This is a genomic window from Curtobacterium sp. AC273, assembly GCF_979253735.1.
On sequence record NZ_CEEDDU010000005.1, the window covers coordinates 376100 to 401912 of the forward strand.

At 73.9% G+C, this 25813-nt stretch carries 28 protein-coding genes and 7 pseudogenes; 6 read left to right on the top strand and 29 right to left on the bottom strand.

Annotated elements, in window-relative coordinates:
* The 18 genes and pseudogenes from ACZ8AI_RS09295 to ACZ8AI_RS09380 form a co-directional block, all read right to left on the bottom strand.
* Nucleotides 1-141, bottom strand: a complete 141-nt coding sequence (locus ACZ8AI_RS09295; protein ID WP_464858002.1) for a hypothetical protein — start codon at nucleotides 139-141, stop codon at nucleotides 1-3.
* A gap of 42 nt (nucleotides 142-183) precedes the next feature.
* Nucleotides 184-405, bottom strand: coding sequence for a hypothetical protein (locus ACZ8AI_RS09300; protein WP_464858003.1), 222 nt, complete (start codon nucleotides 403-405; stop codon nucleotides 184-186).
* An 86-nt stretch (nucleotides 406-491) separates the two neighbouring features.
* Nucleotides 492-1868, bottom strand: a complete 1377-nt coding sequence (locus ACZ8AI_RS09305; protein ID WP_464858004.1) for a helix-turn-helix transcriptional regulator — start codon at nucleotides 1866-1868, stop codon at nucleotides 492-494.
* Nucleotides 1795-3018 carry a hypothetical protein gene (locus tag ACZ8AI_RS09310; RefSeq protein ID WP_464858005.1) on the bottom strand — a complete coding sequence of 408 codons (1224 nt, stop codon included), beginning with the start codon at nucleotides 3016-3018 and terminating at the stop codon, nucleotides 1795-1797. The genes ACZ8AI_RS09305 and ACZ8AI_RS09310 overlap by 74 nt, the downstream gene beginning before the upstream one ends.
* 132 nt (nucleotides 3019-3150) lie before the next feature.
* The gene (locus ACZ8AI_RS09315; protein ID WP_464858006.1) at nucleotides 3151-4104 is read right to left on the bottom strand and encodes a SulP family inorganic anion transporter; all 954 of its coding nucleotides are present in this window, start codon (nucleotides 4102-4104) and stop codon (nucleotides 3151-3153) included.
* A 103-nt stretch (nucleotides 4105-4207) separates the two neighbouring features.
* A pseudogene (locus ACZ8AI_RS09320) lies at nucleotides 4208-4450 on the bottom strand (SulP family inorganic anion transporter); the annotation flags it as partial.
* A 142-nt stretch (nucleotides 4451-4592) separates the two neighbouring features.
* Nucleotides 4593-4814, bottom strand: a pseudogene (locus ACZ8AI_RS09325) (SulP family inorganic anion transporter); the annotation flags it as partial.
* 84 nt (nucleotides 4815-4898) lie between these two features.
* Nucleotides 4899-5504: a mechanosensitive ion channel domain-containing protein gene (locus ACZ8AI_RS09330; protein ID WP_464858007.1), complete on the bottom strand. Its 606-nt coding sequence runs from the start codon at nucleotides 5502-5504 to the stop codon at nucleotides 4899-4901.
* 204 nt (nucleotides 5505-5708) lie between these two features.
* Nucleotides 5709-6968, bottom strand: coding sequence for a low temperature requirement protein A (locus ACZ8AI_RS09335; protein WP_464858008.1), 1260 nt, complete (start codon nucleotides 6966-6968; stop codon nucleotides 5709-5711).
* A 60-nt stretch (nucleotides 6969-7028) separates the two neighbouring features.
* Nucleotides 7029-7895, bottom strand: coding sequence for an aggregation-promoting factor C-terminal-like domain-containing protein (locus ACZ8AI_RS09340; RefSeq protein WP_464858009.1), 867 nt, complete (start codon nucleotides 7893-7895; stop codon nucleotides 7029-7031).
* Entirely contained in the window at nucleotides 7840-8457 is a 618-nt protein-coding gene (locus ACZ8AI_RS09345) for a MarR family winged helix-turn-helix transcriptional regulator (protein WP_464858010.1), read from the bottom strand. Before ACZ8AI_RS09345 ends, ACZ8AI_RS09340 begins: the two co-directional genes overlap by 56 nt.
* The gene (locus ACZ8AI_RS09350; protein ID WP_464858011.1) at nucleotides 8454-8651 is read right to left on the bottom strand and encodes a hypothetical protein; all 198 of its coding nucleotides are present in this window, start codon (nucleotides 8649-8651) and stop codon (nucleotides 8454-8456) included. The genes ACZ8AI_RS09345 and ACZ8AI_RS09350 overlap by 4 nt, the downstream gene beginning before the upstream one ends.
* Nucleotides 8652-8826: 175 nt before the next feature.
* Nucleotides 8827-9552 (bottom strand): GntR family transcriptional regulator, encoded by a 726-nt coding sequence (locus tag ACZ8AI_RS09355; RefSeq protein WP_464858012.1) that lies wholly within the window; start codon nucleotides 9550-9552, stop codon nucleotides 8827-8829.
* A complete protein-coding gene (locus ACZ8AI_RS09360; RefSeq protein ID WP_464858013.1) occupies nucleotides 9549-9818 on the bottom strand; it encodes a DUF1810 family protein in 270 nt (89 codons plus the stop codon). The genes ACZ8AI_RS09355 and ACZ8AI_RS09360 overlap by 4 nt, the downstream gene beginning before the upstream one ends.
* A 61-nt stretch (nucleotides 9819-9879) precedes the next feature.
* Nucleotides 9880-10047 (bottom strand): annotated as a pseudogene (locus tag ACZ8AI_RS09365) (DUF1810 family protein); the annotation flags it as partial.
* Nucleotides 10026-10781 carry a YqjF family protein gene (locus ACZ8AI_RS09370; protein ID WP_464858014.1) on the bottom strand — a complete coding sequence of 252 codons (756 nt, stop codon included), beginning with the start codon at nucleotides 10779-10781 and terminating at the stop codon, nucleotides 10026-10028. The gene ACZ8AI_RS09370 and the pseudogene ACZ8AI_RS09365, both read right to left, overlap by 22 nt.
* A gap of 26 nt (nucleotides 10782-10807) precedes the next feature.
* A complete protein-coding gene (locus ACZ8AI_RS09375) occupies nucleotides 10808-11206 on the bottom strand; it encodes a DoxX family protein (protein WP_464858015.1) in 399 nt (132 codons plus the stop codon).
* A 44-nt stretch (nucleotides 11207-11250) separates the two neighbouring features.
* A pseudogene (locus tag ACZ8AI_RS09380) lies at nucleotides 11251-12572 on the bottom strand (bifunctional phosphopantothenoylcysteine decarboxylase/phosphopantothenate synthase).
* Between the two features lie 152 nt (nucleotides 12573-12724).
* Here ACZ8AI_RS09380 and ACZ8AI_RS09385 point away from each other — a divergent pair.
* Together ACZ8AI_RS09385 and ACZ8AI_RS09390 are read left to right on the top strand one after the other, a co-directional pair.
* Nucleotides 12725-13426 (top strand): NRDE family protein, encoded by a 702-nt coding sequence (locus ACZ8AI_RS09385; RefSeq protein WP_464858016.1) that lies wholly within the window; start codon nucleotides 12725-12727, stop codon nucleotides 13424-13426.
* Nucleotides 13427-13505: 79 nt separating this feature from the next.
* Nucleotides 13506-14219 (top strand): SGNH/GDSL hydrolase family protein, encoded by a 714-nt coding sequence (locus tag ACZ8AI_RS09390; protein WP_464858017.1) that lies wholly within the window; start codon nucleotides 13506-13508, stop codon nucleotides 14217-14219.
* Nucleotides 14220-14308: 89 nt separating this feature from the next.
* On the opposite strand, the gene ACZ8AI_RS09395 is transcribed toward ACZ8AI_RS09390, so the two are convergent.
* Entirely contained in the window at nucleotides 14309-15217 is a 909-nt protein-coding gene (locus ACZ8AI_RS09395; RefSeq protein ID WP_464858018.1) for an SDR family oxidoreductase, read from the bottom strand.
* An 83-nt stretch (nucleotides 15218-15300) separates the two neighbouring features.
* Between ACZ8AI_RS09395 and ACZ8AI_RS09400 the strand changes: the two are divergent.
* The 3 genes and pseudogenes from ACZ8AI_RS09400 to ACZ8AI_RS09410 all read left to right on the top strand — a co-directional run bounded on the left by ACZ8AI_RS09400 (nucleotide 15301) and on the right by ACZ8AI_RS09410 (nucleotide 18225).
* A pseudogene (locus tag ACZ8AI_RS09400) lies at nucleotides 15301-16474 on the top strand (LLM class flavin-dependent oxidoreductase).
* A gap of 172 nt (nucleotides 16475-16646) precedes the next feature.
* Entirely contained in the window at nucleotides 16647-17276 is a 630-nt protein-coding gene (locus ACZ8AI_RS09405) for a hypothetical protein (RefSeq protein WP_464858019.1), read from the top strand.
* 457 nt (nucleotides 17277-17733) lie between these two features.
* A complete protein-coding gene (locus tag ACZ8AI_RS09410) occupies nucleotides 17734-18225 on the top strand; it encodes a pyridoxamine 5'-phosphate oxidase family protein (protein WP_464858020.1) in 492 nt (163 codons plus the stop codon).
* Between the two features lie 134 nt (nucleotides 18226-18359).
* On the opposite strand, the gene ACZ8AI_RS09415 is transcribed toward ACZ8AI_RS09410, so the two are convergent.
* On the bottom strand, nucleotides 18360-19055 hold the full coding sequence (locus tag ACZ8AI_RS09415; protein ID WP_464858021.1) for a hypothetical protein: 696 nt from the start codon (nucleotides 19053-19055) through the stop codon (nucleotides 18360-18362).
* An 821-nt stretch (nucleotides 19056-19876) separates the two neighbouring features.
* On the opposite strand from ACZ8AI_RS09415, the gene ACZ8AI_RS09420 reads away from it, so the two are divergent.
* A complete protein-coding gene (locus tag ACZ8AI_RS09420) occupies nucleotides 19877-20266 on the top strand; it encodes a RidA family protein (protein ID WP_464858022.1) in 390 nt (129 codons plus the stop codon).
* A 25-nt stretch (nucleotides 20267-20291) separates the two neighbouring features.
* Here ACZ8AI_RS09420 and ACZ8AI_RS09425 read toward each other — a convergent pair whose 3' ends face one another.
* From ACZ8AI_RS09425 to ACZ8AI_RS09465, 9 genes and pseudogenes are all read right to left on the bottom strand, one after another.
* Nucleotides 20292-20630, bottom strand: coding sequence for a hypothetical protein (locus ACZ8AI_RS09425; RefSeq protein WP_464858150.1), 339 nt, complete (start codon nucleotides 20628-20630; stop codon nucleotides 20292-20294).
* Between the two features lie 551 nt (nucleotides 20631-21181).
* Nucleotides 21182-21970 (bottom strand): annotated as a pseudogene (locus tag ACZ8AI_RS09430) (amidohydrolase family protein); the annotation flags it as partial.
* Nucleotides 21967-22632 carry a bifunctional 4-hydroxy-2-oxoglutarate aldolase/2-dehydro-3-deoxy-phosphogluconate aldolase gene (locus ACZ8AI_RS09435; protein WP_464858023.1) on the bottom strand — a complete coding sequence of 222 codons (666 nt, stop codon included), beginning with the start codon at nucleotides 22630-22632 and terminating at the stop codon, nucleotides 21967-21969. The gene ACZ8AI_RS09435 and the pseudogene ACZ8AI_RS09430, both read right to left, overlap by 4 nt.
* Nucleotides 22633-22697: 65 nt before the next feature.
* Nucleotides 22698-23531 (bottom strand): sugar kinase, encoded by an 834-nt coding sequence (locus ACZ8AI_RS09440; protein WP_464858024.1) that lies wholly within the window; start codon nucleotides 23529-23531, stop codon nucleotides 22698-22700.
* Nucleotides 23485-23676, bottom strand: a complete 192-nt coding sequence (locus ACZ8AI_RS09445; RefSeq protein ID WP_464858169.1) for a hypothetical protein — start codon at nucleotides 23674-23676, stop codon at nucleotides 23485-23487. Before ACZ8AI_RS09445 ends, ACZ8AI_RS09440 begins: the two co-directional genes overlap by 47 nt.
* Nucleotides 23673-24206 carry an IclR family transcriptional regulator gene (locus tag ACZ8AI_RS09450; protein WP_464858151.1) on the bottom strand — a complete coding sequence of 178 codons (534 nt, stop codon included), beginning with the start codon at nucleotides 24204-24206 and terminating at the stop codon, nucleotides 23673-23675. The genes ACZ8AI_RS09445 and ACZ8AI_RS09450 overlap by 4 nt, the downstream gene beginning before the upstream one ends.
* A gap of 97 nt (nucleotides 24207-24303) precedes the next feature.
* Nucleotides 24304-24516, bottom strand: a pseudogene (locus ACZ8AI_RS09455) (helix-turn-helix domain-containing protein); the annotation flags it as partial.
* On the bottom strand, nucleotides 24516-24866 hold the full coding sequence (locus ACZ8AI_RS09460; protein WP_464858025.1) for a hypothetical protein: 351 nt from the start codon (nucleotides 24864-24866) through the stop codon (nucleotides 24516-24518). The gene ACZ8AI_RS09460 and the pseudogene ACZ8AI_RS09455, both read right to left, overlap by 1 nt.
* Entirely contained in the window at nucleotides 24863-25747 is an 885-nt protein-coding gene (locus ACZ8AI_RS09465) for an alanine racemase (protein WP_464858026.1), read from the bottom strand. Before ACZ8AI_RS09465 ends, ACZ8AI_RS09460 begins: the two co-directional genes overlap by 4 nt.
* Nucleotides 25748-25813: the final 66 nt, after the last annotated feature.

The following is a 25813-nucleotide window of genomic DNA, read 5'->3' on the forward strand; positions in this document are numbered from 1 at the left end:
TCAGCCGGGCACGCGCAGCGACTCGGGCGGACCTCGAGCACTTCGACGGCCCCCCCCCCCCCCCCCCCCCCCCCCCCCCCCCCCCCCCCCCCCCCCCCCCCCCCCCCCCCTGGTCGGCGACAGCCGCTTCTTCCCGAGCAACCGGGCGGCGGTGGCCGAACTCGCGCGCTGACCTGGCGGCGGTCAGCGGTCGGTGTCCGTCCTCAGCGCAGCTGTCGGAGTTCGGCGATGTCGAGCCCGAGGTCGGCGATCCGCGCGAGCAGGCCGTGCAACTGCGTCCTGGTCGGCGAGGTCCCCGACGAGCAGGGTCTCGCCCGGGCCGATCTGCACCAGCGCGAACTCCGGGAAGGCCGCCGTCAGCGTGTCCGACAGGGCGTACGGCAGACGGACCTCGTAGCGGCTCATCGTCGGCCTCCCGCTCGTCGTGAGGGTTCGATCCTCCCGCTGCGGCCACGTCGTCTGGTTCCCCTGAACCGGGTGAGGTCCGGTGGTCAGAGCAGGCCGCGCCGTCGAGCGGCCTGCACCGCCTCGGTCCGTCCGGCGGCCGACAGCTTGCCGTAGATGCCCCGCAGGTGCGTCTTGATGGTGTTCACGCTGAGGTGGTGCTTCGCGGCGATCTCGGCGACCGTCTGGTGCGCCGGCAGCTCGAGCAGCAGCTCCTGCTCCTTCGGCGTCAGCGGGACGGCGGCGTCGGGCTCCTCGCGCCCGACCCCGATGCGTTCGTGGTCGGCGAGCGCCAGGACGTGGTCCGCGTACGGTTCGAGCGCGCCGTACGATCCGCGGAACCGGAACACGAGCTGCGCGCCGGCTCCCCGGCAGGCGAGGAACTCGCGCGCGTAGCCGAACTCCTCGCTCACGGCGAGCGCACGACGGACCCGCTCTGCGGCCTCGCCGGGCCTGCCGTGGGTGCAGGCGTGCTCGGCGAGGGCCAGGTGCGCGTTCACGATGCTCGAGCCGGACCACGCGGCGTCCCGGCCGTCGACCACCGATGCGACCTCGAGCTCCAGGAGGTGGTCGTTCCGGCCACCGGCGAGCAGCCGCAGGGTGTTCACCTCGAGGCAGTCCGACCCGAGGACCTCGGCGACGAGCCGGCGGACCTCGGCTGCTGCCGGGGCGCCGTGCAGGACCGTCGGCCACGTGTGCAGGCGCACTGCGACCCACGCGATCACCCGTGGGTGCCGACGGCCGTCGAAGCGCACGAGCTGGACCAGCCGGGCGAGGGCCTCGCGCGGGGTGGGGGAGGCGTCGAGCGCGGCGACGAGCAGGAGCGCCCGCACCTGGAAGAGCAGTCCGAGTTCGCTGCCGGTCGGGTCGGCCGCGTCGATGCGGTGCAGCGAGGTGAACGACACCGGCTCGCACCGCGTGTAGGCGCGGGAGGTGGAGAGCAGCAGCGCGCGGGCGGTCGCTCGGTTGTAAGGCGGGGACGTGTCGAACGTCACCGCGCCCATCCGGGCCTCGTAGGCGCAGGCCGTCCGCCAGTCTCCGGCACGGACGGCCAGGGTCGCGGCAGTGTCCGTCGCGATGAGGTAGACCCAGGCGTGTCCGGCGTGGGCCGCGGCACCCTGGATCGAGCGCAGGAGCTGGTCGGCGTCCTCACGGTGTCCCGCGACGACGAGGCACCAGGCCACCGCGGCACGGAGCAGGAGCGCGACGTCGAGTGAGTCGACGGGTGTCTCGCGGAGGAACGCCCCGAGTTCGCGCAGTCGGGACTCCGCGGCGTCCGCGTCCTCGATCGTGAACGAGCCGAGCGCCTCGACGACGGGACGCCACCGGCGCGCGACCTCCGGGGCCGCATCAGCGAGCAGAGCCGCCGCCTGCACGAAGCGTTCCTCGGTGCCGATCCGGTCCGAGAACGCCGGGGCGTCCATGCCGAGCCGGATGGTGAGCGTGGCGAGGGTGTCCTGGCACGACGGCAGCGCCTTGCAGAGCAGTCGCCACGAGCGCGGCGCGGCCCTGCATGAGGAGCACGCCGCCGGAGCGCTCGACCTGCGCCCGGAGCGCGACCGGGTCCCGCGCCAGCAGTGCCTGCTCGAGCGCGAGGGCGTGCTGCCCCTGCGCTTCGTACCAGGTCGCCGCGGCCGCGTGGTTGCGGACCGACCCGCACTCGTCCCGCCGGCGGAACTCCGCCCGCATGAAGCCAGCGAGGATCGGGTGGAACCGGAAGCCGTCCTGGTCGGCGCTCGTCGTGACCAGCACGTTCCGTGCGCTCAGCCGCTGGAGCACCGCGCCGGCGTCGGGGCGTCCGGTCAACGTGACCGCCAACGCCAACGGGACGTCGGTCGCCACCGCGGTGCGCATGAGGACGTCGCGGTGGTCGTCGTCGAGCGAGTCGAGCACCCGGGTGACCAGGTAGTCGGCCACCTGGTGCTGGTCGCCCTCGAAGTGCCGCACGGCGGCGGCCCGGTCGGGCTGTTCGAGGAGGTAGGGGATCGCGAGCGCGAGACCGGCTGCCCACCCGTCGGTCCGGGTCGTCAGGGTCTCGGCGTCCTGGATCGGCAGGACGAGGTCGGACCGCAGGGCGAGCGCGAGGGTGTCCTCGACGCTGAACGCGAGGTCCTGCGGGGTACGACGAGCCGGCCGCCTGCAGCGTCGGTCACCGCGGCGAACCCGCTCGGTTCGAACCGTCCGGTGACGACGACGCGGGTCCGCGGGCCGAGTCCGCTGAGCAGCCGGACGAGCGGGGGGACGCCGGAGTCCGCCGAGCAGCCGGTCGACGTCGTCGAGGAACAGCCAGACCTCGGCCTCCCCGTCTTCGTCCGGCCCGCCGGTCGGGTGCTGCAGGAGGACCGTCGCGTCCAGCCAGCGGACGACGGCGCCGTCCGCGGCGAGGACGTCGGCCCAGCGTGCCAGCGCGGTGCTCTTGCCCGCACCGGCCGGGGCCCACATCGTGAGCAGTCGGCGATCGGACTCGCGGAAGTGACGGAGGTGCCCGAGCAGTCGTGGTCGGTCGAGTGCGTCAGCGAGGCGTTCCCCTGACGCGCGGTGCTCGGTGCTCCTGGTCTCCTGGTTGGTGTACATGTGGAGCCTTTCCCTGAAAAGGCGTGCTGCTGCACACCCTAGGTGCCGAAAGTGGACACCGGGAGGCCCCGAGGTGCGTCACCCGGACAATCACCCCATCCGGGTGAGCGCCCGCGCGGAACGGATGGCGTCTCAGGCCTCCGGTCCGGCCGGTGGCCTCGCCAGGGCCGCCTCCACCGACGGGTACACGCGCTCCTGGTCGACGAGCCCGCCGAACCACCTCGACCGTCCGGCGGTGACCGCAACGGATCCGGTGACCCCGGCGAGCAGCAGCACGACGCGCCGCTGCCGGAGCTCGCGGTCGAGGTCGGCCAGTCCGTCGAGCACGGTGACCGAGGTCTCCTGCACGCGCGAGAGGTCGAGGACGAACGCGACGACGGGGATGTCGGCGTCCGCAGCGGTGCGAGCATCGACGAGGTCGAGGACCGCCGTCTCGTACCCGAGCACGTTGGCGGTGTAGACCGCACCCTCGACCCGGGCGCTCATCGTCCGGCCGGCGGCGGGGCCGGGGACGAGCCGGACGCGCTGGAGTTCCCGGAGGACCAGGAAGTAGGTGCCGAGGACCCCGACGAGCACCGCGGCGAGCAGCCCGGCGGTCAGCCCGACCGCGGCCGTCACCACCGCGAGCCAGAAGTCCCTCCGGCTGATGCGTGCGATCCGCCGGAGCTCCGCGACGTCGATGAGTCCCACGACCGCGGTGACGACGAGTACCGCGAGCGTCGCGGTCGGCATCAGCGCGAGCACGGGCCCGAGGACGAGTGCGACGAGCACGGCGAGCGCAGCCGTCACCAGGGCGGAGACCTGCGTCCGGGCGCCGGCACGTTGGTTGACGGCGCTCTGCGAGAACCCACCGGCGGCCGGCAGGGCCTGCGTCACGGAACCGGCGAGGTTCGCGGCGGCGGTGGCGAGCAGCTCGCGGTCGCTGTCGATCTGCGGCTCGCTCGGGCGTCGGATCCCGCGTGCGACCGCCGCCGACTCGAGGAACGCCATCATGGCGATGCCGAGCGCGCCCGGCAGGAGCGCGGGGACGAGCGTCAGGTCCGGCAGCGCCGGTACCGGCAGACCGCTCGGGACGGGCGGGATCACCTCGACGCCGTGAGCCGGCAGTTGCAGGAGAGCCGCGGCAGGCGATCCCGCCGGCGACGACGACGAGGGGACCGGGGACGACGGGCAGGAACCGCCGCAGGAGCAGCAGCACGGCGATCGAGGCGACGGACAGCACCACCGTCGGGCCGTGCGCGCGGGGGAGCGCCTCGACGACGGCCACGACGGAGCGGATGAAGCCGGCGCCGGTGGGGTCGTCGCGCAGGCCGAGCAGCTTGGGCAGCTGTCCGACGGCGACGGTGGCACCGACGCCGATCTGCACGCCGACGAGGGTCGACTTGTTGATGTTCTCGACGAGCGAGCCGAGTCGGAGCAGTCGCGCGAGCACCAGGACGAGTCCGACCAGGAGCGTCAGCGTGGCCAGGGCACGGAGCGCGTCGTCGGACCCCGCGGGCGACGCCGGCCGCGACGAACGTCGTGGCGCTGAGGGTCGCGATCGTCGACGTCGTGGAGACGCTCATGGCCCGCGAGCCGCCGAGGAGCGCGTAGACGACCATCGGGGCGGTGCAGGTGTAGAGCCCGACCTGCACCGGGAGCTCGGCGATCGAGGCGTACGCCATCGCCTGGGGCACGACGACCGCGCCCGCGCTCAGCCCAGCGACGAGGTCGCGGCCGAACGAGGCCCGGTCGTACCCCCGGATGGTCGGGGCGAACCAGCTCCGTCGGCCGACCGGTGTGGCACCCGCCTCCATGGTCGGCTCCCGCCTGTCGGTCTGCTCGGCGATCGTGGTCGGCGCCGCACCCCGCGCACACGCCCGGAACGGGTGAGATCGTCGTCAGTCGAGCGCGTCCACCCGGGCACTGGTGAACCGCGGCGGGTCGGACGACACCGAACACGGCAGCCCGGTGCTCCGCAGCGCCTCGGCCACGGCGCGCACGACGTCGGACCGCACGGCCTCGCGGTCGTCGTAGGACGACCAGAACCGCACCGTCACGTCCGCCCACGCCGGGGTGAGGGTGTGCAGGAACACCTCCGGGTCGACGGCTGCACGACCGTCGATGGCGGTCACGGCGGAGACGACCGTCGGGCAGATCGCGTCGAGGTCGGGAGCGCCGTGGATGCGCGCCTCGACCTCGCTCCGCACGGCTCCGCTCTCGCTGGCGTTCCAGAGCGGGTTCTCGAGCAGCATCGTGTTCGGGATCCGGATCGTCCTGCCGTCCGAGGTCTTCAGCAGGACGGCCCGTCCGGTCATCTCGACGATGCGTCCGGCGACCCCCTCGACCTCGATCGAGTCCCCGATCCGCACCGGGCGTCGCGCCTGGATGACGAGCCCGGCGCCGAAGTTCGCCGCGATGCCGCGGAGCGCGAGGAACGCCACCGTGCTGATGATGAGCACCGCGGCGAGCACGGGCGCAGCGGCGCCCTCGAGCACGGTGAGCACGATCCCGATGGTGAGCAGCAGGACCGCGTACCGGGTCAGGCGTGCGGCGAGGTTGGTGGCGCTCGGCCCGAGGCCGCTCCACTTGGACAGGGCCGCGACGACCTCCGCGGCGCGCCCACCCGGACACCAGCCAGCCGGTGACGAGCACGACCAGCGCCAGGACGACGTCCCACGCGCCGAAGGACGAGTTCCGCACCAGCCCGCTCACGAACTCCTGCATGGCGTCTCCTGCTCCCGTTGGACGACGGAGCGTAGCCGCACGCGCACCACCGCCCATCGCACCCTCCGGGTGAGATGGGCGGCCCGAACCTCGGGGTCAGCGCGCCGGTCCGCGACCTCGAGCACGACCACGATCGCCACGACCAGCACCGCCGTCGCGACGAGCGACACCGCGGGCACGGCGGTGCTCGCGAGCACCGCCAGCGCGAGCACCACGACCACGACGTTCCACCCGGTGGTCAGCGACGGGCGGAGCGCGAGCCACCAGATCGCGAGCACGAACAGCGCGACGGGCACCGCGATCGTGCCGGCGACGGAGGCGTGGGACAGGTCGGCCTCACCCGCGTCCGCGCTGACGGCGACCTCGATGCCGGCGGGCAGCGCGCCGGCGGCCGCGAACACGAAGTAGTGGCCGTAGCCGAACACGAGGGCGGTGGGCAGCGACCGGATGTGGGCGTGCTGCTCCCGCGAGAAGTAGATCCACCACATGCCGACGACGATGACGAGGCCGCACGCCGCGAGCACGAGGAGCGACGCCAGGTGGTCGGCGTGCGCGATGCCGTCGATGACCGCGTTCGCGGACGCGACGAGCCCCTCGCCGAGGACGATGAGCGTGAAGAGGGAGTAGCGCTCGGCGATGTGCCGGGTGTGCCACGGGGTGGTGTGGGCGCCGACCTCCGCGAAGGGCGGGACCAGGACCTCGAGCAGGATGAGCACGGGGATGACGAACCGCTCGACCTCCCAGGGCAGCAGCACGGCGAGCACCCAGAGCGCCTGCACCACCACGATCCCCGCGGCGTAGCGGAGAGCCGTCCGCCGGTACTCGGGCGACGAGGCCGCGACCCGCAGCCACTGTCCGACCAGGGCGAGCCGCATCACCACGTAGCCGACGACCACGACGAGGGTGGAGCCGTCGACCATGACGGCGTGCACGCCCGCGGCGAGGACGAGCACGCCCGCCATCTGCACGACCGTCATGACCCGGTAGAGCCAGTCGTCGGTGTCGAACGAGGTCGCGAACCACGTGAAGTTGATCCAGGCCCACCAGATCGCGAAGAACACGAAGGCGTACGCGACCACCGCGGAGGCGACGTGCCCCTCGGCCTCGATCTCGTGCAGGTTCGACGCGGCGAACCCGACGGCGACGACGAAGACCAGGTCGAAGAGGAGCTCGAGGGGGCTGGCGGCACGGTGCCCCTCGGTGGGGTCGCGGGGCGCCATGCGGCGGAGTCCGATGGTGGTCACCCGGTATGCCTACACGACGAAGGGCCCCGGAGCGATCCCGGGGCCCTTGACGTCACGTGCTCAGTAGAAGTTCGACGCCTGCGAGTGCGCCCACGCCGCGCACGGCGTGCCGTAGGACTGGCTGATGTACTGCAGCCCCCACGTGATCTGGGTGGTGGCGTTGGTCCGCCAGTCCGCCGCGATCGTGCCCATCTTCGAGCCGGGGAGCGCCTGCGGGATGCCGGTCGCGCCGCCGTTCGCGTTGACGGCCTGGTAGTTCCAGCCGGACTCCTTGGTCCAGAGGTTGTCGAGGCACTGGAACTGGTCGGAACCCCAGCCGTACTTCGACGCGGCGAGCGAGCTGGCCGTGGCCTTGGCCCCGGCGGGGGTGTTGGTTGCAGCCTGCTTCCGCGCGGCCTCGGCTGCGGCGGCCCGCTCGGCTGCTGCCTTCTGCGCTGCCGCCTCGGCTGCTGCCTTCGCGTCGGCGTCCCGCTTGTCCTGCGTGGCGCTGGCGTTCGCGACGTCGGTGCTCGCGTCCACCGTCGAGGAGATCCGCGAGGTCAGTGCCGCGCCGGAGAGCTTCCGGTAGTCGCCGAGCGCGTCGATCCGACGCTCGAGCGCGGTCGTGTCGGTCTTCTCGTTCGCGGTCGAGATGACCGTCTGCGCCGTGGAGATGGTCGCGGCGGCCTGCGCCCGGTCGAGCGCGGTGCCGTCGAGGGCCGGTGCCGGAGTGGCGCTGGCACTCGGCATGCCGAGTGCCTCGCCGATCGCGGGCTGCGTCCCGACGGTCGCGATGCCGCCGGCGACGGCGAGGACCGCGGCGCCACCCACGATGAACGTCGTGGGACGGCGGAGCGCCCGGCGGAGGCGCCGGTCGCGGGTGTTCAGGGCCTCACGTCGGGTCGAGGCAGTGGTGGTGGGGAGGTCGGTGGTGCTGTGTCCTGTCATCGATTCCGGTGGTCGGCCGGCTCGTGGTGCGTGGCTGTCGACGTTGCGCGCGGGGGGTGGGGGAGCGCGCCGGTGTTCCGTGACGTGGGGACGTCCGTCGTCGAGAGCTCGCGAGCCGGGGGAGGACCGGACGGTGGTGTGGGGCCCGTCCGTCCGCCGGCCGGCAGCCGTGGGGTGGCCGCCGATGGGCGAAGCCGACACGATGACTCCCGAGTCTGGACGGCGCGTCCAGGGAGGCTGGCAGAACCGTCCGTCCACCCGTCGGTAACGGTTCGGTAACGACGGGATCAGGCCTGCGCGCTGTGCGCTTCCGGGAGCGATCGTGCCGCTCGCCCTGCGCCACCCGCTCGAGTGCGTCGAGCGCCGCGGCGATGGCGTCCACGTCGTGGTCGGGCAGGTCGGCGATGAGCTCGGCGACGATGCCGGTGCGGTCGGCGCGGGCGCGCTCGACCGCCGCGATGCCCTCGGGCGTCGCGGTCACCATGAAGGCCCGTCCGTCGCGCGGGTCGGCTTCGCGCTCGATGAACCCGCGCTGCTCGAGCTCGGTCAGGATGCGCGTCATCGTCGGCTTCGTGACCACCTCGATCCGCGACAGGTCGCCCGGGCGCAGGGGTCCTCGCGCTGGATGGTCGCGAGCGCGGACACGATGCCGTACCCGAGGGCGGCCGAGTCGGTCCGGGCCCGGCGGTTGATGCGGCCGACGGCGGCGGCGAGGCGCGCGGCGATCTCGGTGCGGTCCGGCTGGCGGTGGCTCATGCGGTGCTCCGGGTGGTCCGACAGGTGGTCGGAGCGATGTTACCGGCTTCCGTCAGTGCGTGACTGCGCGTGCCCGGCGCGCTCGGTCGGGGACTGCCGGGAGGCACGGGGAACGCGGGACGCCCGCCTCGCGTGGGCGAGACGGGCGGGTTCCTGTACGGCTGTTCAGCCAGGGTCAGCGCTTTTCCCCCGGGAGTAGGTGGATGGCCTCGGTCGCGAGCTCCGCGGCGACGTTGTCGCCCTGCTCGGTGGCCTCGCGCAGCAGGCGGAAGTCCGCCGTCATCCGGTCCCAGTCGACGAGCTCGTCGAGGTTCGGCAGGCGCAGCCGGAACGCCAGGCCATCCATGGTGTCGCGGCAGACCCGCTGCAGGTTCTCGTTGCCGCACTCCGCGACGTACAGGGCGAAGACCCCGAGGGCGTCGCGGTTGACGGCCGGGACGTCGTGCGCCTCGAAGTCCGCGATGGCGGTGTCGAGCTGGGCCAGGATCTTCTTCTTCGACGCCGCACCGAGCCGCGGGACCGCCAGGCGCACGACGCCGCCGAACAGCACGCCGAGCGTCTGCATCGCCTCGACGACCTCGGACGGGTTCGGGGTGGTCACCCGGGTGTACCGGTTCGGTGCCATCTCGATGAGACCGGCGCGGGCGAGCTGGCTGAGGGCTTCGCGGATCGGGGTGCGGGAGACCCCGAGCCAGGCGATCAGCTCGTCGTCGTTCAGCCGTTCGCCCGGTTCCAGCGTGCCGTCCATGATCGCGTCGTGGATCTTCTCGCGGACGGTGTCGCGGAGCAGCTGGTGCTCGGTCGGGTGCGCTGCTGGGGACCGGCATGCGGGTTCCTCCGGGTCGTGGTGGACGGGCGACGGGTTGCGCGGCCGACCGATCGGTACGGACGCATGGTTCACCGTACCTGATATACGAACGGCGTTCCGATCGGATCGAGGCGTGTCAGTCGTCGAGGTGCAGGAGGCGCACCGTCACCGGGTCCTCGCGGCCGCCGTACCAGCGGTCGAGCACCGCGCGGAAGGCCCGGATCGGCGGCGGCGTGCGTGAACAGGGTCATCGAGGAGCGCAGCTTCAGCGCGTCGACGCCACCGAGCAGGTCGTCGGCGGAGCGCGCGGGCGCGGTCGCCACGACGCCCGTCGCCTCGAGCAGCCGCGGGCCGAGCACCGGGGTGGTCGAGGTACGCCCGGGCCTCCGCCGCGCCGTCGAGGGAGTAGTGCTGCGCGGTCGCGCTCCGTCCGAGCCCGGCCAGCTGCGGGAAGACGAACCACATCCAGTGCGAGGTCTTCCGGCCGGCCCGGAGCTCGGCGAGCGCCGTGTCGTGGACGCCCTCCTGCGCGTGGACGAAGCGGTCGAGGTGGTGCGGGTCGTCGGTCACCGGACCACGTCCCCCCACGCGTACCGGACCGTCGTGCCGTCGACCACGAGCAGCGAGTCCGGTTCACGGTCGAACAGCCCGGACATCCCGACGGCGTCCGGCAGGTCGCCGTCCAGGCGTTCGAGCCGCGCCGACCGGACCGTCAGCGGCGGGTGCTGCCGCTGCCAGAACAGGGTCTGCGCGAGCAGGCGGGCGTGGATGCCCTGTCGGGTCGTGAGCTCGGCGGCCAGCGGGCTGTCGACGACGTCGCCGGCCACCACCCGGACGGTGGCCGCGTGGCGGGGCTGCACCGCGCCTCCAGGCCGTGCCCGCAGCCACCGGACCGGGTGCAGCGCGCGTGCTCGGGCCGGGTGCCGGACCGAGTGGTGCGCGATGGTGTCGCCGCGCCGGCGCGCCCGAGCGTGCGCGAACGTGTAGGGGACGCCGAGGAGCGCGTGCGCGGCGACGATCGCCGGCACGTTCGCGGTGTCGACCGTGCGGTAGGCGACGCCGCGCCGACCGCGGTCGTCGACGGTCAGGATCTCGATCGTGACCTCGGTCATCGAGCCGAGCCGGCCGGACGGCGGGAACGGCGGGACGCGGGTCTCGCGGAACATGTACGCCGACAGCCCCGCCCAGGCACTGCCGTCGACCACGTCCGGGCGGGTACCGGGCGGAACGAGCGCGGCCAGGGACGCCGGGTCGTGGCGCCAGTGCGCGAAGACGATGTCCTCCCACGCGTGCACGGTCACCGGGCGGTGCAGCAGCGGCACCGCGGCACGGTCCCGCGTCGCCCCGGTCACCGCTTCGGCGCGTGCCGGCCGACGCGCACGGCCCAGGCGACGAGGGGTGCCTGCAGCGGCAGGCGGAGGACGGAGCCGAGCCGCATCCCGCGGGTCGACCGCGGGCTGTCGAGCAGGTCGTTCGCCATCTTGAGGTTCGCGGGGAACACCGCGAGGAAGAGCGCGGCCGCGGCCCAGCCGGCGTTCCGACGGGTCGACGGCACCAGCAGGCCGGCCGCGATGCCGAGCTCGGCGGCACCGGAGGCGAGGGTCGTGATCCGTGCGGGCAGGGCGTCCGGCACGATCCGGTCGTAGCCCCGCGGTCGGAGGAAGTGGGTCACACCGGCCCCGCCGAGCACGACGGCGAGGAGGGTGGCGGTCCGGGTGGCGCGTCGTGCACGCTCGCGTCGTCGCATGCCTCCATCGTGCCCGGCGGACACCGCGCACGCACGGAGACCGCTCAGGTCAGCGCGGTCGCCACGAGGTCGAGGACCGCCGTCGCCACCTCGGCCTTGCTGCCCGAGGTCTCGCGGACGACCTCGCCGCCCGGCACGAGCACCTCGATCGCGTTCTCCTCGCGCTCGAACCCCGCCGACCAGCCGACGTGGTTCACCACGAGCAGATCAGCGGGCTTCCGGGTGATCTTCGCGCGGCCGAGCTCGATCCGTGCGGCCCGGTCGGGTTCGGTCTCGGCGGCGAAGCCCACGATGATCTGCCCGGTCCGGCGCGCCGCCACGAGGTCGGCGAGGACGTCCGGTTCCGCACGAGCTCGAGCGTCATGGTGTCGCCCTGCGACTCCTTCTTGAGCTTCTCGGCACGGACCTCGGCCGGTCGGTAGTCCGCGACCGCCGCCGTCATCACGACGACGTCGGCATCGGCGGCCGCGGTGTGCACGGCGTCGGCGAGTTCGAGGGCGGAGCCGACCGGCACGACGGTGGCGTCGAGTCCGGCGGTGAGCGACGACTCGACGTTCGCGGCGACGACCGTGACGGTCGCGCCGCGGCGGGCGGCGTCGGCGGCGATCGCGACGCCCTGGCGGCCGCTCGACCGGTTGCCGACGAAGCGGACCGGGTCGAAGGGCTCGCGGGTCCCGCCGGCGCTGACGACGACGCGCACCCCGGCGAGGTCGCCCTGCTCGCCGCGTGCGCCGGTGCCGGCGATGTCCGTGGTGCCGGCCTGGAGGCGCGGTTCGGCCCCGGCGGGCCGCTCGCCGTCGGCTCGTGGTGCGGTCCCGACCGCGTGGCCGGCGGTCGGTCCGTGGTCCAGCACGGCGAGCGCCGCGGTGACGATGTCCTCGGGCTCCGCCATCCGACCGATCCCCGCGTCGTCGCCCGTCAGGGCCCCGACCACGGGGCCGACGAAGCGGACGCCGCGCTCCCGCAGCGTGGCGACGTTCGCCGTGGTTGCGGGTGCTCCCACATCTGCGGGTGCATGGCGGGGGCGACGACGACGGGGGCCTCGGTCGCGAGCAGGGTCGTGCCGAGCAGGTCGCCGGCCATGCCCGCGGCCATCCGGGCGAGCGAGTCGGCGGTCGCGGGGGCGATGACGACCAGGTCCGCCCGACGGCCGAGGGACGACGTGCCGCACCTCGGCGACGTCCTCGAACACGCTCGTGGTGACCGGGTTGCGGCTGAGTGCTTCGAGCGTCGGCAGTCCGACGAACCGGAGCGCGCCCTCGGTCGGCACGACGTGCACGTCGTGGCCGCGCTTGACGAGGTCGCGGACGACGCCCACGGCCTTGTAGGCGGCGATGCCCCCGGTGATCCCGACGACGACGGTCAGACGGCTCCTCTGCTGCTGCGTTCACGTCGGTCACGCTACCCGGGGGCCCGTGCGAGGATCGACCCCATGTGCACCGTCGTCGTCCGCGTCGATCCCGGTTCCGACTGGCCCGTCACGATGCTCGCCCTGCGCGACGAATCGCCGGACCGACCGTGGGACCCGCCCGCCGCGTGGTGGCCGGAGCGCGACCCGTCGGTGCGCGGCGTCCGCGACCGCTCGGCCGGGGTGCCTGGCTCGCCGCCTCGGACGACGCCGGACTCGCGGTGGTGCTCAACCGTGCCGAGCCCGTCGCGAGTGCCGACGGCACCTGGACCACGCGCGGGGTGGTCCTGCTCGACGCCGTCGACGGGGTGCTCCCGGGGCACGACGGCACGGTGCCGACCACGCGGGCGTTCAACCTCGTCCGCGCCACCGCCGACGGCGCCGAGGTCGTCACGTGGGACGGCGTAGCGGTGCGCACCACGGCCCTCGGCCCGGGCGTGCACATGGTCACGCACGGCGAACCGGACGACCCCGCCGCGCCGCGCATCGGCCGCTGGCTCGAGGCGTTCCGTGGGGTCGGGGCGCCGGTCGGGCCGCCGGAGCTCGGGCCCTTCGACGAGCTCCGCGCCGTCGACGCCGGGGACGACGCGGGCGACGGGTGGAGCGGGTGGTTCGGGGTCCTCGCGGCGTCGGCCGCACTGCCGGCGGACGACCCCGACGCGATCCTGCGCGACGCCCACGAGCACGAGGGGCACGTCGCGACGCTCTCGATCGTCGCCGCAGCGGTCGGACCGTCCCGCACGGTGCTGCAGCACGCCCGCCTCACCGAACCCGGACGCCTCGACGGGTCGGTCGAGCTGCACCGCTCCTGAGCCAGGCCTCAGCGGGGCCGCGGTCCGTCCATCGGAGCGCGGCGTACCGTCCCCGACGTGCCCTCCCCACCCCTGGCTCGTGGGTCGCCGTGCGGCGGCCGCGACCGCACTGGCCGTCACCGTGTCGCTCGCCCTCGGCGCCTGCGCCGAGGGCTCCGCGTCGGCGGACGGCACCGCCACCACCAGCCGGGCGAGCGCAGCCAGCGGCCGACCGTGGAACGCCGCGCCGGGTGCCCGGGTCGTCGTGGTCGGCGACTCGATCAGCGGCGGGCACGGCCTCCCCGCCGAGCAGGCGTGGCCCGCGGTTCTCGCCCGGACGGAGCACTGGCAGCTGACGAACCTGTCGTGCGACGGCGCCGGCGTGCTCACCGAGGGTGACAGCGACTCGTGCGCGAGCGCGTACGAGGGGCTCGTCGAGCGGGCGGCCGCGCTCCGGCCCGCGGTGGTGCTCGTGCAGGCCAGCTCGAACGACCTCGGCCAGGACGCGGACGAGGTCGACGGCGCCACCGAGCAGCTCGTCGCCGACGTCCACCGGCTGCTGCCCCGCGCGCGCGTCGTCGGGCTCAGCGCGATCTGGAACGAGGACGCCCCGCCCGCCGGGCTCGGGGCGGTCTCCGCGGCGCTGCGGTCCGCGATCGACCAGGACGGCGGCACCTACGTGGACATCGGCCAGCCGCTCCGCGGGCACGCCGACTGGATGCAGTCGGACGACGTGCACCCGACCGCCCGCGGGCAGCGCGCCGTCCTGGAGGCGGTGACCACGGCCTTCGAGCGTGACCACGTGCGGTTCTGACGGCCGGGCCGGCGGGGTGCGCCGCGCCTCCAGGCAGGACGCGCCGCCGTCGGGGCCGGACCGGCCGGCCTCCGCCGCTCGGGCGGGTGTCAGACCGGCGGGCGCGTGCCGGTCAGGTCCTCGGCGACCGCCCACAGTGAGCGGGCCAGGTCGGCGCTCCGCGCGGACCGCGGGATCGACGCGACCGTCGTCGGTCCGGTCAGGCCGAACGCGCCGGACGGGCCGTAGTAGGCGCCACCGACCGCCGCCGGTCCGACCGCGGCGTACAGCAGCGGCTCGGAGCCCTGCTCGACCGCCTGCGTGAACGGCACCGCGCGCTTCATGGGTGCCGCCTGCTTCGCCTTCCCGAGGGACCGCCCCGACGACTGCAGGTTCGTGCGCGTGAAGCCGGGGTGTGCGGCCGTGCTCATCACGGGCCAGTCGAACTCGACCGACAGCCGGTGCAGGTGCAGTGCGAAGAGCAGGTCCGCGAGCTTCGACTGCGCGTACGCGCGCCACGTGTTGAAGCCGTGCTCCCACTGCAGGTCGTCGAACCGGATCCGTCCGCCGACCGCGGCGATGCTCGACATCGTCGCGACGCGGGCGTCGGGCGACCGGAGGAGCGCCGGCAGCAGCAGGTTGGTCAGGGCGAACGGGCCGAGGAAGTTCGTGCCGAGCTGCAGCTCGAAGCCGTCGACCGTCTCGAACCGCTTCGGCGGCGCCATCACGCCCGCGTTGTTGACCAGGACGTCGAGGGAGCGGTCGTCGGCCAGGATCCCGGCGGCGAACCGGCGGACGCTCGCGAGGTCGGCGACGTCGAGCTCACGGACCTCGACGTCGGCGCCGGGGTGGGCGGCACGGATGCCGGCGGCGGCCTCCTCGCCCTTCGCGATCGTGCGGACGGCGAGCACGACGGAGGCGCCCGCGGCGGCGAGCCGGGTCGCGGTCTCCTTCCCGGTCCCGCTGTTGGCTCCGGTGACGACGACGCGGCGTCCGGTCTGGTCGGGGATCTGCGGCATGCCGGCGACCGTACACGGGAGGCCTGGTCAGGGCGGGTCCGTCGTGCTATGTTTATGCAAACGCATCGATCTGGGAGAGCAGCATGAGCAACGCATTCGGCACCGACCGCCCCTCGGACGTGCCGCCGCCCGCACCCGAGCGGATCGGTCCCGTGCAGCTCGGCCTCGACACCTTCGGCGACGTCACCGAACTCGCCGACGGCAGCCTGCAGTCCGACGCGCAGAGCATCCGCGACGTCGTCGACCAGGCCGTCCTCGCCGACCAGGTGGGCGTCGACTTCATCGGCGTCGGTGAGCACCACCGCGCCGACTTCGTCGTGAGCGCACCCGAGGTCGTCCTCGCCGCGATCGCCGCCCGCACCTCGCGCATCCGGATGGGCTCCGCCGTCACCGTGCTGTCCTCGGACGACCCGGTCCGCGTGTACGAGCGCTTCGCCACCGTCGACGCGCTCTCGAACGGCCGCGCCGAGGTCATCCTCGGCCGCGGGTCCTTCACCGAGTCGTTCCCCCTGTTCGGCTACGAGCTGTCCGACTACGAGGTCCTGTTCGAGGAGAAGCTGCAGCTCTGGGCGTCCCTCCGCGGCGGCGACGCGGTCACCTGGTCCGGCACGAAGCGCGCCTCGCTCACCGACCAGGACGTCTTCCCGAAGCTCGAGCACGGCGCCATCCCGACGTGGATCGGCGTCGGCGGCTCGCCCCAGTCGGTCATCCGAGCGGCCTCGTACGGCCTCCCGCTCTTCCTCGCGATCATCGGCGGCCAGCCCGCCCAGTTCGCTCCGTTCTCGCGCCTCTACCGGCAGGCACTCACGCAGCTCGAGCTGCCGCAGCAGCCGATCGCGATGCACTCGCCCGGTTTCGTCGCCGCGACCGACGAGGGGGGGGGGGGGGGGGGGGGGGGGGGGGGGGGGGGGGGGGGGGGGGGGGGGGGGGGGGGGGGGGGAGGCCGCCGAGCGCTACTGGCCGTACCACAAGGCCGTCACCGACCAGCTCGGCCGGGAGCGCGGCTGGCCGCCCCTCGACGTCGCCGGCTACCGCGCGGGCCTGTCGGCCGGAGGGTCGCTCTACGTCGGTTCGCCCGAGACTGTCGCGCGGAAGATCGCGCGGAACATGCGGATCCTCGGGGCCTCGCGGTTCGACATGCGGTACGCGACGGGTCGCCTGCCGCACGAGGACATGATGCGGTCGATCGAGCTGTACGGCACCCAGGTGGCCCCGCGGGTGCGGGAGCTGCTGGCCGAGCCCGTCCCCGTCCCGTAGGCGGGCTGGCCGCCTGATCGCAGGCGTCGAGGGAGCAGGAATCGTCGAACGGCCTCGCGTCGCTCGACGATTCCTGCTCCCTCGATCACGTCCCCGGCTGGTCAGCGTCGGCCGGGAGGCGCGACTCGCCTCGCCGACGCCCCTCACGGGAGCGCCGCGTAGCGTCCAGGGCATGCCGTCACGTCCCAGCACCCCTTCCGTCGAGCGCCGGTTCCGCGGCCGGATCGCGGGCGTCGGGACGACCTCCGGCGTGCGACTCGTCATCGGGATGTGGGAGCGCTCGCCGTTCGGGGCGTTCACCGACGTGTTCGTCGAACTCCCCGACGGCTCGAGCGTGCTGCTCGCCCCGGACGAGATCGTCGCCGCCTACGTGTCCGGCACCTACCGGTTCGACACGGTCTCCGTCGTCGACGTCTCCGCCCGCCGCACGGCCACCGGGATCGAGCTCGCCGCCGGGGCCCTGCAGGCGACGATCGACGTCGGCACGATCTCGCCGCTCGGCCGCGTGCTCCGGATCGTGCCGAAGCCCATCGCGCGCGACCCCCGCTGGCTCGCCGTCATCGACCCGGTCGCGCGGCTCGTGGCGCCCGGTTCGGGCACGGCCGGGTCCGCCGGCAACGGCCGCCGCGAGTACTACGGCGTGACCGGGGCGCACGACGTCACCGGCGTGCGCGGGACCTGGGCGGGGGAGCCGCTCGGTTCCCTGGCGCCGCTCGACCCGCCCGTGGCGTTCGGCTTCGCGTCGATGCCGCGTGTCCCGCAGGTCGTCGACGTCGAGACCACGATCCGCGAACCCGCCTGAGCCGCCGTTCCCTGCTCCGGCCCGCGGCCCGCCGCCGACGGCCCGCCGCCGACGGCCCGCTGCCCGCCGCCCGCCGCCGCCGCCCGCGCAGATCGGATGCACGTGCATCGGTCGACGAAGCACCCCGTGATCGACTCGTGGATCGTCGCTCGGTACGCACGCATCGGATACTCGTGCATGTTCCGACGAGCCACCTGTCGATCGACTCGTGGGGTGTCGCACCATGCACCCGCATGCGCGAGCCGGCGGTCTCCACCCGGGGAGGGCGTGCCGTGGAGTTGGCCCGTCCGCGGTGCCGGCGCAGTGGGACGGACGCCGGCCGCGCCTCCTGGCTGCTGATCGCGGACCGCGGCGGACGTGCCCAGCGTCGAGGGGCAGACTGGCCGGAACGGACCGCGCCCCGGGAGACCCGGCCGCACGTCGAGCACAACGGGGCGCACGACGCGAGAGGAGCACCATGACCGACACAGAGGCAGACCAGCGAGCAGCCATCTCGGACATCGTCCACGGAGCCCACACGGCCCTGCTGACGACCGTGAGCGAGGACGGGCACCTCCACGCCCGACCCCTCGCCGTGCAGGACAAGGCGTTCCACGGCACGCTCCGCTTCCTCGTGCAGGACGGCAGCGAGAAGGTCGAGGACATCGCCCGGAACCCGCACGTGAACGTCTCGATCGAGTCGCAGGGCGGCTACCTGTCCATCGCCGGCACGGCCACCGTCACGCAGGACGACTCCGTCGTCGACGAGCTGTGGTCGCCGTTCGCCGAGGCGTGGTTCCCGGACGGCCGTGACGACCCCTCGATCCGCCTCCTCACCGTCGAGGGGGTCTCGGTCGAGTACTGGACGCAGGACACCGGGCCGGTCGGCAGCCTGGTGCAGACGCTCAAGGCCGCGCTCGGCAAGCAGAGCCAGCCGGACACCGGCGACCACGGGACCGTCGAGCTCTAGCGAACGCGGTCGCGCGCTCGCGCGCGCGCGTCCGGCGCTCGCCCGAGCGTCGAGGGAGCAGCAATCGTCGGGTTGCCGTGTGCGACCCGACGATTCCTGCTCCCTCGACGAGCGGAACGACCCCGCGCCGTGCGCTACGGCGGCCCGAGCAGCCACAGCACGGCGACGAGCACCGGCTGACCGAGGACCGCGCAGGTCACCAGGGTCCACCGCATCCACGGCTTCGCCACGAGCTCCGGCGAGCCGAACAGCGGCGCGAGCGGCATCAGGAGCCGCGGCGTCGACGCCATCGGCAGCGACACCGCGAAGATGTAGAGCGCGTACGCCGCCGAGAACACCACGGTCGTGAACCCGAGCTTCCGCGTCGACCGGCGGAGGAGCCACACCGGGTACGACACGAGCAGGAACACCACGATGAGGACCCCGCCGACGCCGAGCCAGCGCGCTGCGATGAGGAACCACGGGGTGAGCGGCATGAAGTCGACCCGCCCGATGAAGTTCACCCACCACGACATCTCGGTCTCGAGGTAGGCGTTCGGCGACCCCGTCACGTGCGAGGCGATGACCGGCCAGGCGAACCCGGCCACGACCATCGTGACGCCCGCCGCGACGACCCGCACGCGCTCGGCCACCGGGAACGCGTCGAGGGATCGCACCCCCTCGGTCCGGCGGGCGCGGACGTACCGGACGAGCGCGATGACGCCGAGCACGAGCGGGATCGCCAGGGCTCCCGGCCGGGTGAACGCGGCGACGACGCCGAGGACGGTCAGCAATCCGTACCGCCGCCGTTCGAGGGCGAGCAGCGCGCCGAAGGTCAGCGCGAGGAACATGCTCTCCGCGTAGCCGACCTGGCAGCAGGAACGACAGCGGGCCGCACGTGAAGAAGAAGACCGCCCACATCGCAGCGGACGACCCCGCCCGATCGCGGACCAGCCGGTGCAACAGGTAGGTCGCGAGCAGTCCGGCCACGAGGGCGATCGCGGGCGCGCCGACGTCGAACGGCACCCCGGTGGACGCGGTGAGCATCCGGATCGTGAACGGGAACGCAGGCAGGAAGGCCCAGGCGTTCTGCGCGACGTTGCCCGTCGCGTCGAGCGGCAGCGTCGTCGGGTAACCGTGCACCGAGATCTGCTCGTAGTACTGGCCGTCCCACGCCGTCAGGAAGTTGAGGAAGCCGTGACCGTTGCCCCAGATCGCGTTCTCGGGCAGGGCGCGACCGATGAGCGGGAACGCCAGCGCCAGCCAGAACGTCGACACGATGCGCCCACCGGTCCACACGAGCAGCACGGCCGCCCATGCGGGCAGGCTCGTCGCGAGGTCGAGGACCCGGCGACGGCCGCTGGCGATCGTCTCCGGGAGAGTCCCGTCCAGTCGACTCACCGCGGCACTCCGCGATGTTCGGGCAGGGCAGGGGGCACGCTGGCAGCGTAGTCGGGGCTGCCTGGTCGGAGCCTCACCGTCGCGGCGTGGTCGGGTGCCACGGCCTGGAGGCACGACTCGCGTTGTGCAGGACGGAACGGCCCCGGTGGGCGGGACGGTCCAACGAGTGGGGCGCGCCTAGCCTGGAGGTCGCGTCCGGCGGGCGCTTCCGTGGACGCACCCGCGGACGCTTCTGCGGACGCCGCAACCGCAACGACCCTCGAGGAGCACCGTGCCGAACAAGACCGCCATCGTGACCGACAACGCCCCGAAGCCCGCCGGCCCCTACAGCCAGGGCATCGTCGCGAACGGCTTCCTCTACACGGCCGGCTTCGGGCCGCAGGACCCGGCCACGGGGGCGATCGCCGACGACGTCGCGGGCCAGACCGCCCAGGTCCTGGCGAACATCGCGGCCGTGCTGGCCGAGCACGGCGCCACCCTCGACGACGTCGTGAAGTCGACCGTCCACCTCGAGCACTCCGACCGCGACTTCCCCGCCTTCAACGAGGAGTACGCGAAGCACTTCTCGCAGCCGTACCCGGTGCGCACGACGGTGCAGTCGCACCTGGCGAACATCCTCGTCGAGATCGACGTCGTCGCCGTGCGTCGCGCCGCCGCTTGATCGCGGCGGCTGGCTGAGTGAAGCCTCACCGACCCCCGGCGCCCCGATCGCCCCGCTCCGGCTGGGCTCGGCCGAGTCCGTCTCGGCGGAGTCCGGCACCGGGGGTCGCGTGCGTCAGGGAGCCGTCGGCCAGCACGGGGACCCCGGCCACCAGGACGTCGTCGACGCCCTCCGCGAGCTGCATCGGACGCTCGTAGGACGACCGCGCGGCGACTCGTGCGGGATCGACCACGACGAGGTCCGCGACCGCGCCCGGTCGGACGGTCCCGCGGTCGCCCAGCCGGTACCGCTCGACGCTCGTGGTGGACAGGTGCCGGACGGTCTCCGACCAGCCGAGCCGGCCGGTCGCGCCGTACTCCTGCAGGTAGCGCGCGAAGGTGCCGTAGGCCCGTGGGGTGCGGGTGGGTCCCGACGAAGATGCCGTCCGAGCCCGCCGTGTGCCCGGGCAACCGGAACAGGGGTGCGAGCTCGTCGGCCGTGCGCGGACGAGGGACCCGCATCACGACGGTGACCTTGCAGCGCCGAGTCCACCAGGACGTCGAGCGCGAGGTCCACCGGGTCCGTCCCCGTGGCCGTCGCGGCCTCGTCGAGGGTGCGGCCCTGCAGTGCGTGGAACTCGGCCGCCGGCACGTGCGAGAGCGTGATCTGCTCCGCCCACCCGGTGCCGAGGTCTGCCCGGCCGAGGACCCGCTCGAGCACGGCGGCACGCACACGCCGTCGCCCCGGTTCGTCGGCCAGTGCCCGGGCGAGGTCGTCCGAGCCGGGGCGCGCCAGGTCGGCCGGCAGGAGCAGCATCGACAGGATCGTGCACCCGCGCGAGTACGGGTAGGCGTCGAAGGACATCGGGGCGCCGTCGTCGGCGAGCTCGGCGAGGGCGGCGATCGCCAGCTCGACCGGGGCGTGCAGGTGCGAGACGTGCGCCCGGACCCCGGAAAGGCGCACGATCTCGGCGATCTCGTCCAACCCGGCCCGGGCGTTGCCCTCGTACCCGCCGCGCATGTGCGAGACGTAGAGCCCGTCGGCCGCGGCGACCTCGGTGCAGAGCGCGGCGAGCTCCGCGGTGTCGGCGTACAGCCCCGGCACGTAGTCGAGCCCTGTGGCGAGGCCGACTGCTCCCTCGGACAGCCCCTGCCGGACCAGCGCCCGCATGGCGTCGAGCTCCGCCGGGCTCGCCGGTCGGTCCTCGTCGCCGAGCACCTCGTGCCGCACGGTCCCCGCGGGCACCAGGGTCGCGACGTTCACCGGTGTTGCTCCGTCGTAGGTGGCGAGCAGCGCATCGATCCCGCCGCCGCGGTGGCGGGGGTGCGGGCCGTCGATCGCGGCGAAGTACGTGTCGGCCCAGGAACCGTCGCCGGGAGCGGGCCCGACGCCGTCCTGCCCGGTGACGATCGTCGTGACGCCCTGCCGGAGGAGCGCGAGCTGCACGCCCTCGTCGAAGACGAGCGAGCCGGCGTGCGAGTGGCCGTCGACGAAGCCGGGCAGCACGAGGCGCTCGCCGCAGTCGATCGTCTCGGTGTCGGACGGGGTGTCGAGGGCGGTCCCGACGGCGACGATCCGGCCGTCCGCGACGAGGACGTCCGCGCGCACGGGCTCGGTGCCCGGGGTGCTGCCCGGTTCGGAGCCAATCGGTACCGAGCCACTCGGTACCGAGCCCCCCAGTACCGAGCCGCCGCGCAGGAGCGTGGACCGGGTCGGGCCGGTCACCGGGGGAGTCCGGCGACGAGCCGCTCGGCGCGGGTCCGGAGGGCGTCGAGGTCGCCGCTCGTCAGCGCGTCTCCGACCAGCGGCGATCCGAGCCCGACGGCGACCGCGCCGGCCGCGAGGTACTCGGCCGCGTCCTCGACGCCGATGCCGCCGGTGGGGATCACGTCGACGAAGTCGAGCGGTGCGAGGACCTGCTTGAGGAACGCCGGTCCGCCGAGCTGCGCCGCCGGGAACACCTTGACCGCGCGGGCGCCGAGCTGCCAGGCGCGCACGATCTCGGTCGGCGTCGCGGCGCCGGGGTACCAGCCGAGGCCGCGTTCGTGGGCGCGCTCGCCGATGGCCGCGTCGAGGTGCGGGCTGACGGCGAAGACCGCACCCGCGGCTGCCGCCTCGTCGAGCTGGCGTGGTTCGAGCACGGTGCCGACGCCGATCGACGCCGACGTGCCGTAGCGCTCGGCCGCCCAGGCGATGCCCTCCCGCCAGTGCGGGGTGTTCGTGGTGATCTCGATCGCGCGCACACCGGCTTCGACCAGGGTGGCGATGACGTCTTCGACGTGGTCGCCGGTGCCGCCGCGGAGGATTGCGATCGCGGGCCCGGCGGCGTGCCGGTGCCGTGCGGGAGCTGCCGTCGCGGCGGTGTCGGTACTGCTGGTGTTCGTCATGGGTTCGTTTCCTCGTGGTCGGCGGACGTGGGTCGCGGCGGTCGTGATCACGGTGCGGTCGCGGGTCAGCGGTCGACGCGGTCGTGGACGGCGTGGTCGACGTCCGAGGGGATGGTCGGATCGTGCAGCGCGGCAGGATCCGGCTGCCGCCAGTCACTCTCGACCGTGCAGGCGAGCGCCCCGGCGTCGGCGGCGCGGTCGAGTGCCTCGTCGGCCGACGCACCGGTCAGGGTCGCCGCGAGCCACCCCGCGACGAAGGCGTCGCCCGCGCCGACCGGGTCGACGACGCGCACCGGGGTCGCCGGCCGCCGGAGGAAACGTCCGTCGATCGACGCCACCGCCCCGCGCGACCCGAGCTTGACGACGGCGCGGCCACGGCCGAGTGCGGCGAGTTCGTGCGCCAGCGTCTCGTCGTCGCCCTCGTCGTCGGTGAGTCCGAGCACGAGGCGTGCTTCGTCGTCGCCGGCGAACACCACCGACGAATGCGCTGCGGCGCTCCGGTACCGCGCCCGTGCAGTGTCGGCGTCGATGAGCTTCGGGCGGTGGTTGACGTCGAACGAGACCGGCACACCGGCGCGGTCGGCCCGCTCGATCGCGGCGTCGACGGCGTCCCGCGCCGAGTCGGAGAGCGCGAGGGTGATGCCGGTGACGTGCAGGAGCGTCGCGCGCTCGACCACGCTGACGGGCAGGTCCTCGGCGCGGAGTGCGGAGCCCGCCGAGCCCCGCCGGTGGTAGGTCACCCGTGTCCGTCCGTCGGTCAGGCGCTCCTTCATCATGATGCCGGTGGAGTGGTCGGGGTCCGGCACGGCGACGACGTCGACCCCCTCGCCCCGGACGTCCCGCGTCACGCGGTCACCGGCGGGGTCGGTGCCGACGCGGCCGATCCACGTCGTCGGCACCCCCCGCACGGACGAGCCCGATCGCGACGTTGCTCTCGGCACCCCCGGTGTCGACGCGCATGTGCTCGAGGTCCGGGACGGCTCCGACGTCGCGCCCGGTGAGGAGCAGCATCGTCTCGCCGAACGTCAGGACCCCGCCGGTCACCGGGTGCCCTTCGACAGGGCGAGCTGGGCGGAGGACGAGCCGAGTGCGACGGAGATCTCGAGCGCGGTCCGGACCACCCCGTCGCCGAGCTCGCGGACGGCTGCCGCCGGGAAGCGGGAGGCGAGTCCGGAGATGCTCATGGCGCCGACGACCTGGTTCGCGTGGTCGAGCACGGGAGCGGCGACGCAGCGGATGTCCGGCTCGTTCTCGCGGTCGTCGATGCCGTACCCGCGGCCGTGCGTCCGGTCGATCTCGGCGCGCCACCGGTCGTCGTCGACGATCGAGTGCTCGGTCATCGCCGTGGCCGGTTCGGCCAGCACACGGGCGAGCAGCTCCGGTTCGCCGAACGCCACCATCGCCTTGCCCGACGCGGTGTTGCGCATCGGCAGGCGGTTGCCGATCCGCGAGCCCATCCGGACGGTGCCGCGGGTCTCGACCTTGTCGACGTAGACGATGTCGGTGCCGTCCGGCACGACGAGGTGGCACGTGAGCCCGGTCTGCTCGGCGGTGCGGCGGAGGAAACGGCGCAGCCGCGGACCGGAGGTCGATGCCCTCGAGGTAGCTCTGCCCGAGCAGCAGTGCGCCGAGGCCGAGCGTGAAGCCCGCGTCGGCGGTGCGGCGGAGCAGGTCGTTCTCGAGCATCGGCGCCGTCAGCCGGAGCACGGTCGACTTCGAGGTGCCCAGCTCGTCGGCGAGCGTGGTGAGCGACACCGAGGACTCGCCGTTCCGGGTGCGGTCCGCGATGCAGTCGAGCAGGCGGAGACCCCGGCGGAGGGAGAGCGCGGCGTTGCGCGCCGGGGCGTCGTCCTCGGCGGAGACGACCGGTGTCGTCGCACGCATCAGAACCACGTCGCGATCGTGTCGAGCACGGTGTCGTCGTCGTCGAGGACGACGACCTGCCGCCACTTGTCGAAGACCGTGCACGGGTGCGAGATGCCGAACACGACGACGTCGCCGGGCGTCAGCCCGATCGGTCCGGTGGTGCCGTCGGTGCCGTCTGCCAGCGCGAGGTAGCAGTGCTGGTCGTCGAGGCGGGTGACGGTGACCGCCCCGGGTGGTGGGACGACCTGCGCGGCGTCAGCCGTGCCTCCTGGCCGGATCCCGCGCACCACCGGGAGTCCCTCGTCGAAGGAGATGTCGCGCTTGCCGACCGCGACGAGGGCGAGCCCTGGTTCCGGACAGGACGTCACGCGGCCCCAGACCTCGATCGCGGGGACGAGCGCGCTCCCTCGTCGGGGTGCCGGCCGAAGGGCGTGCGTTCGGCGTAGAAGCCGTCGTCGTGGGTGAGGTAGGCGCCGGAGCGCAGGAGGACGTCGAGGTCGTCCGGGCGGGCGGTGACCGCGTCGACGACGCCGTCGAACCAGGCGCTCCCGCCCATGCTGAGCAGCGCACGCGGTCCATCGACGAGTGGCCGGACGGCGACCGCCACGTCGAGGACACCCTCGACGTAGGCGCGGGCCGCGTCGACCCCGGGCAGGCCGCCCTCGTACCCGGAGACCCCGCGGAGCGCGAGACCGCCGTCGTGGGCGAGTTGCGCGAGGTCGCGTGCCTCGGCGGCCGTGCGGACGCCGGTTCGACCACCGGGGAAGCCGACCTCGACCAGCACGTGCAGGGTGCCGTCGACCGCGGCCTGCGCGGCCCGTCCCGCCGCGACGCCGACCGGTGAGTCGACGTAGCAGAGGACGTCGGCGTCGGGATCAGCCGCCCGACGCGACGCGAGCCACGCGAGGCCCGTCGGGTCGAGGACCTCGTTCGCGACCAGGATCCGGTGGACCCCGTGCTCCCACGCGACCATCGCCTGCTGAACCGAGGCGACGGTGACGCCCCACGCGCCCGCGTCGACCTGGCGTGCGGCCAGGGCGGGCGCCATGTGCGTCTTCATGTGCGGCGCGAACAGCAGCCCGTGCCGGTCGACGTAGGACTGCATGACCGCGGTGTTGTTCGTCAGGGCGGACTCGCGCAGCGTCATCACCGGCAGGTACGCGTGGTCGAGGACGTGCCGCGTGGACGGCGCGGCCGGGTCCGGAGCGCCCTTCGCCGTGACCGTGCCGGGGACGGGTGTGGTCGTCATCGAGCCTCCTGGTGCGTCGTGTGCGGTCCCACGCTCCCCGAGCCGGGAGTGGCGGAGCAACGTCGT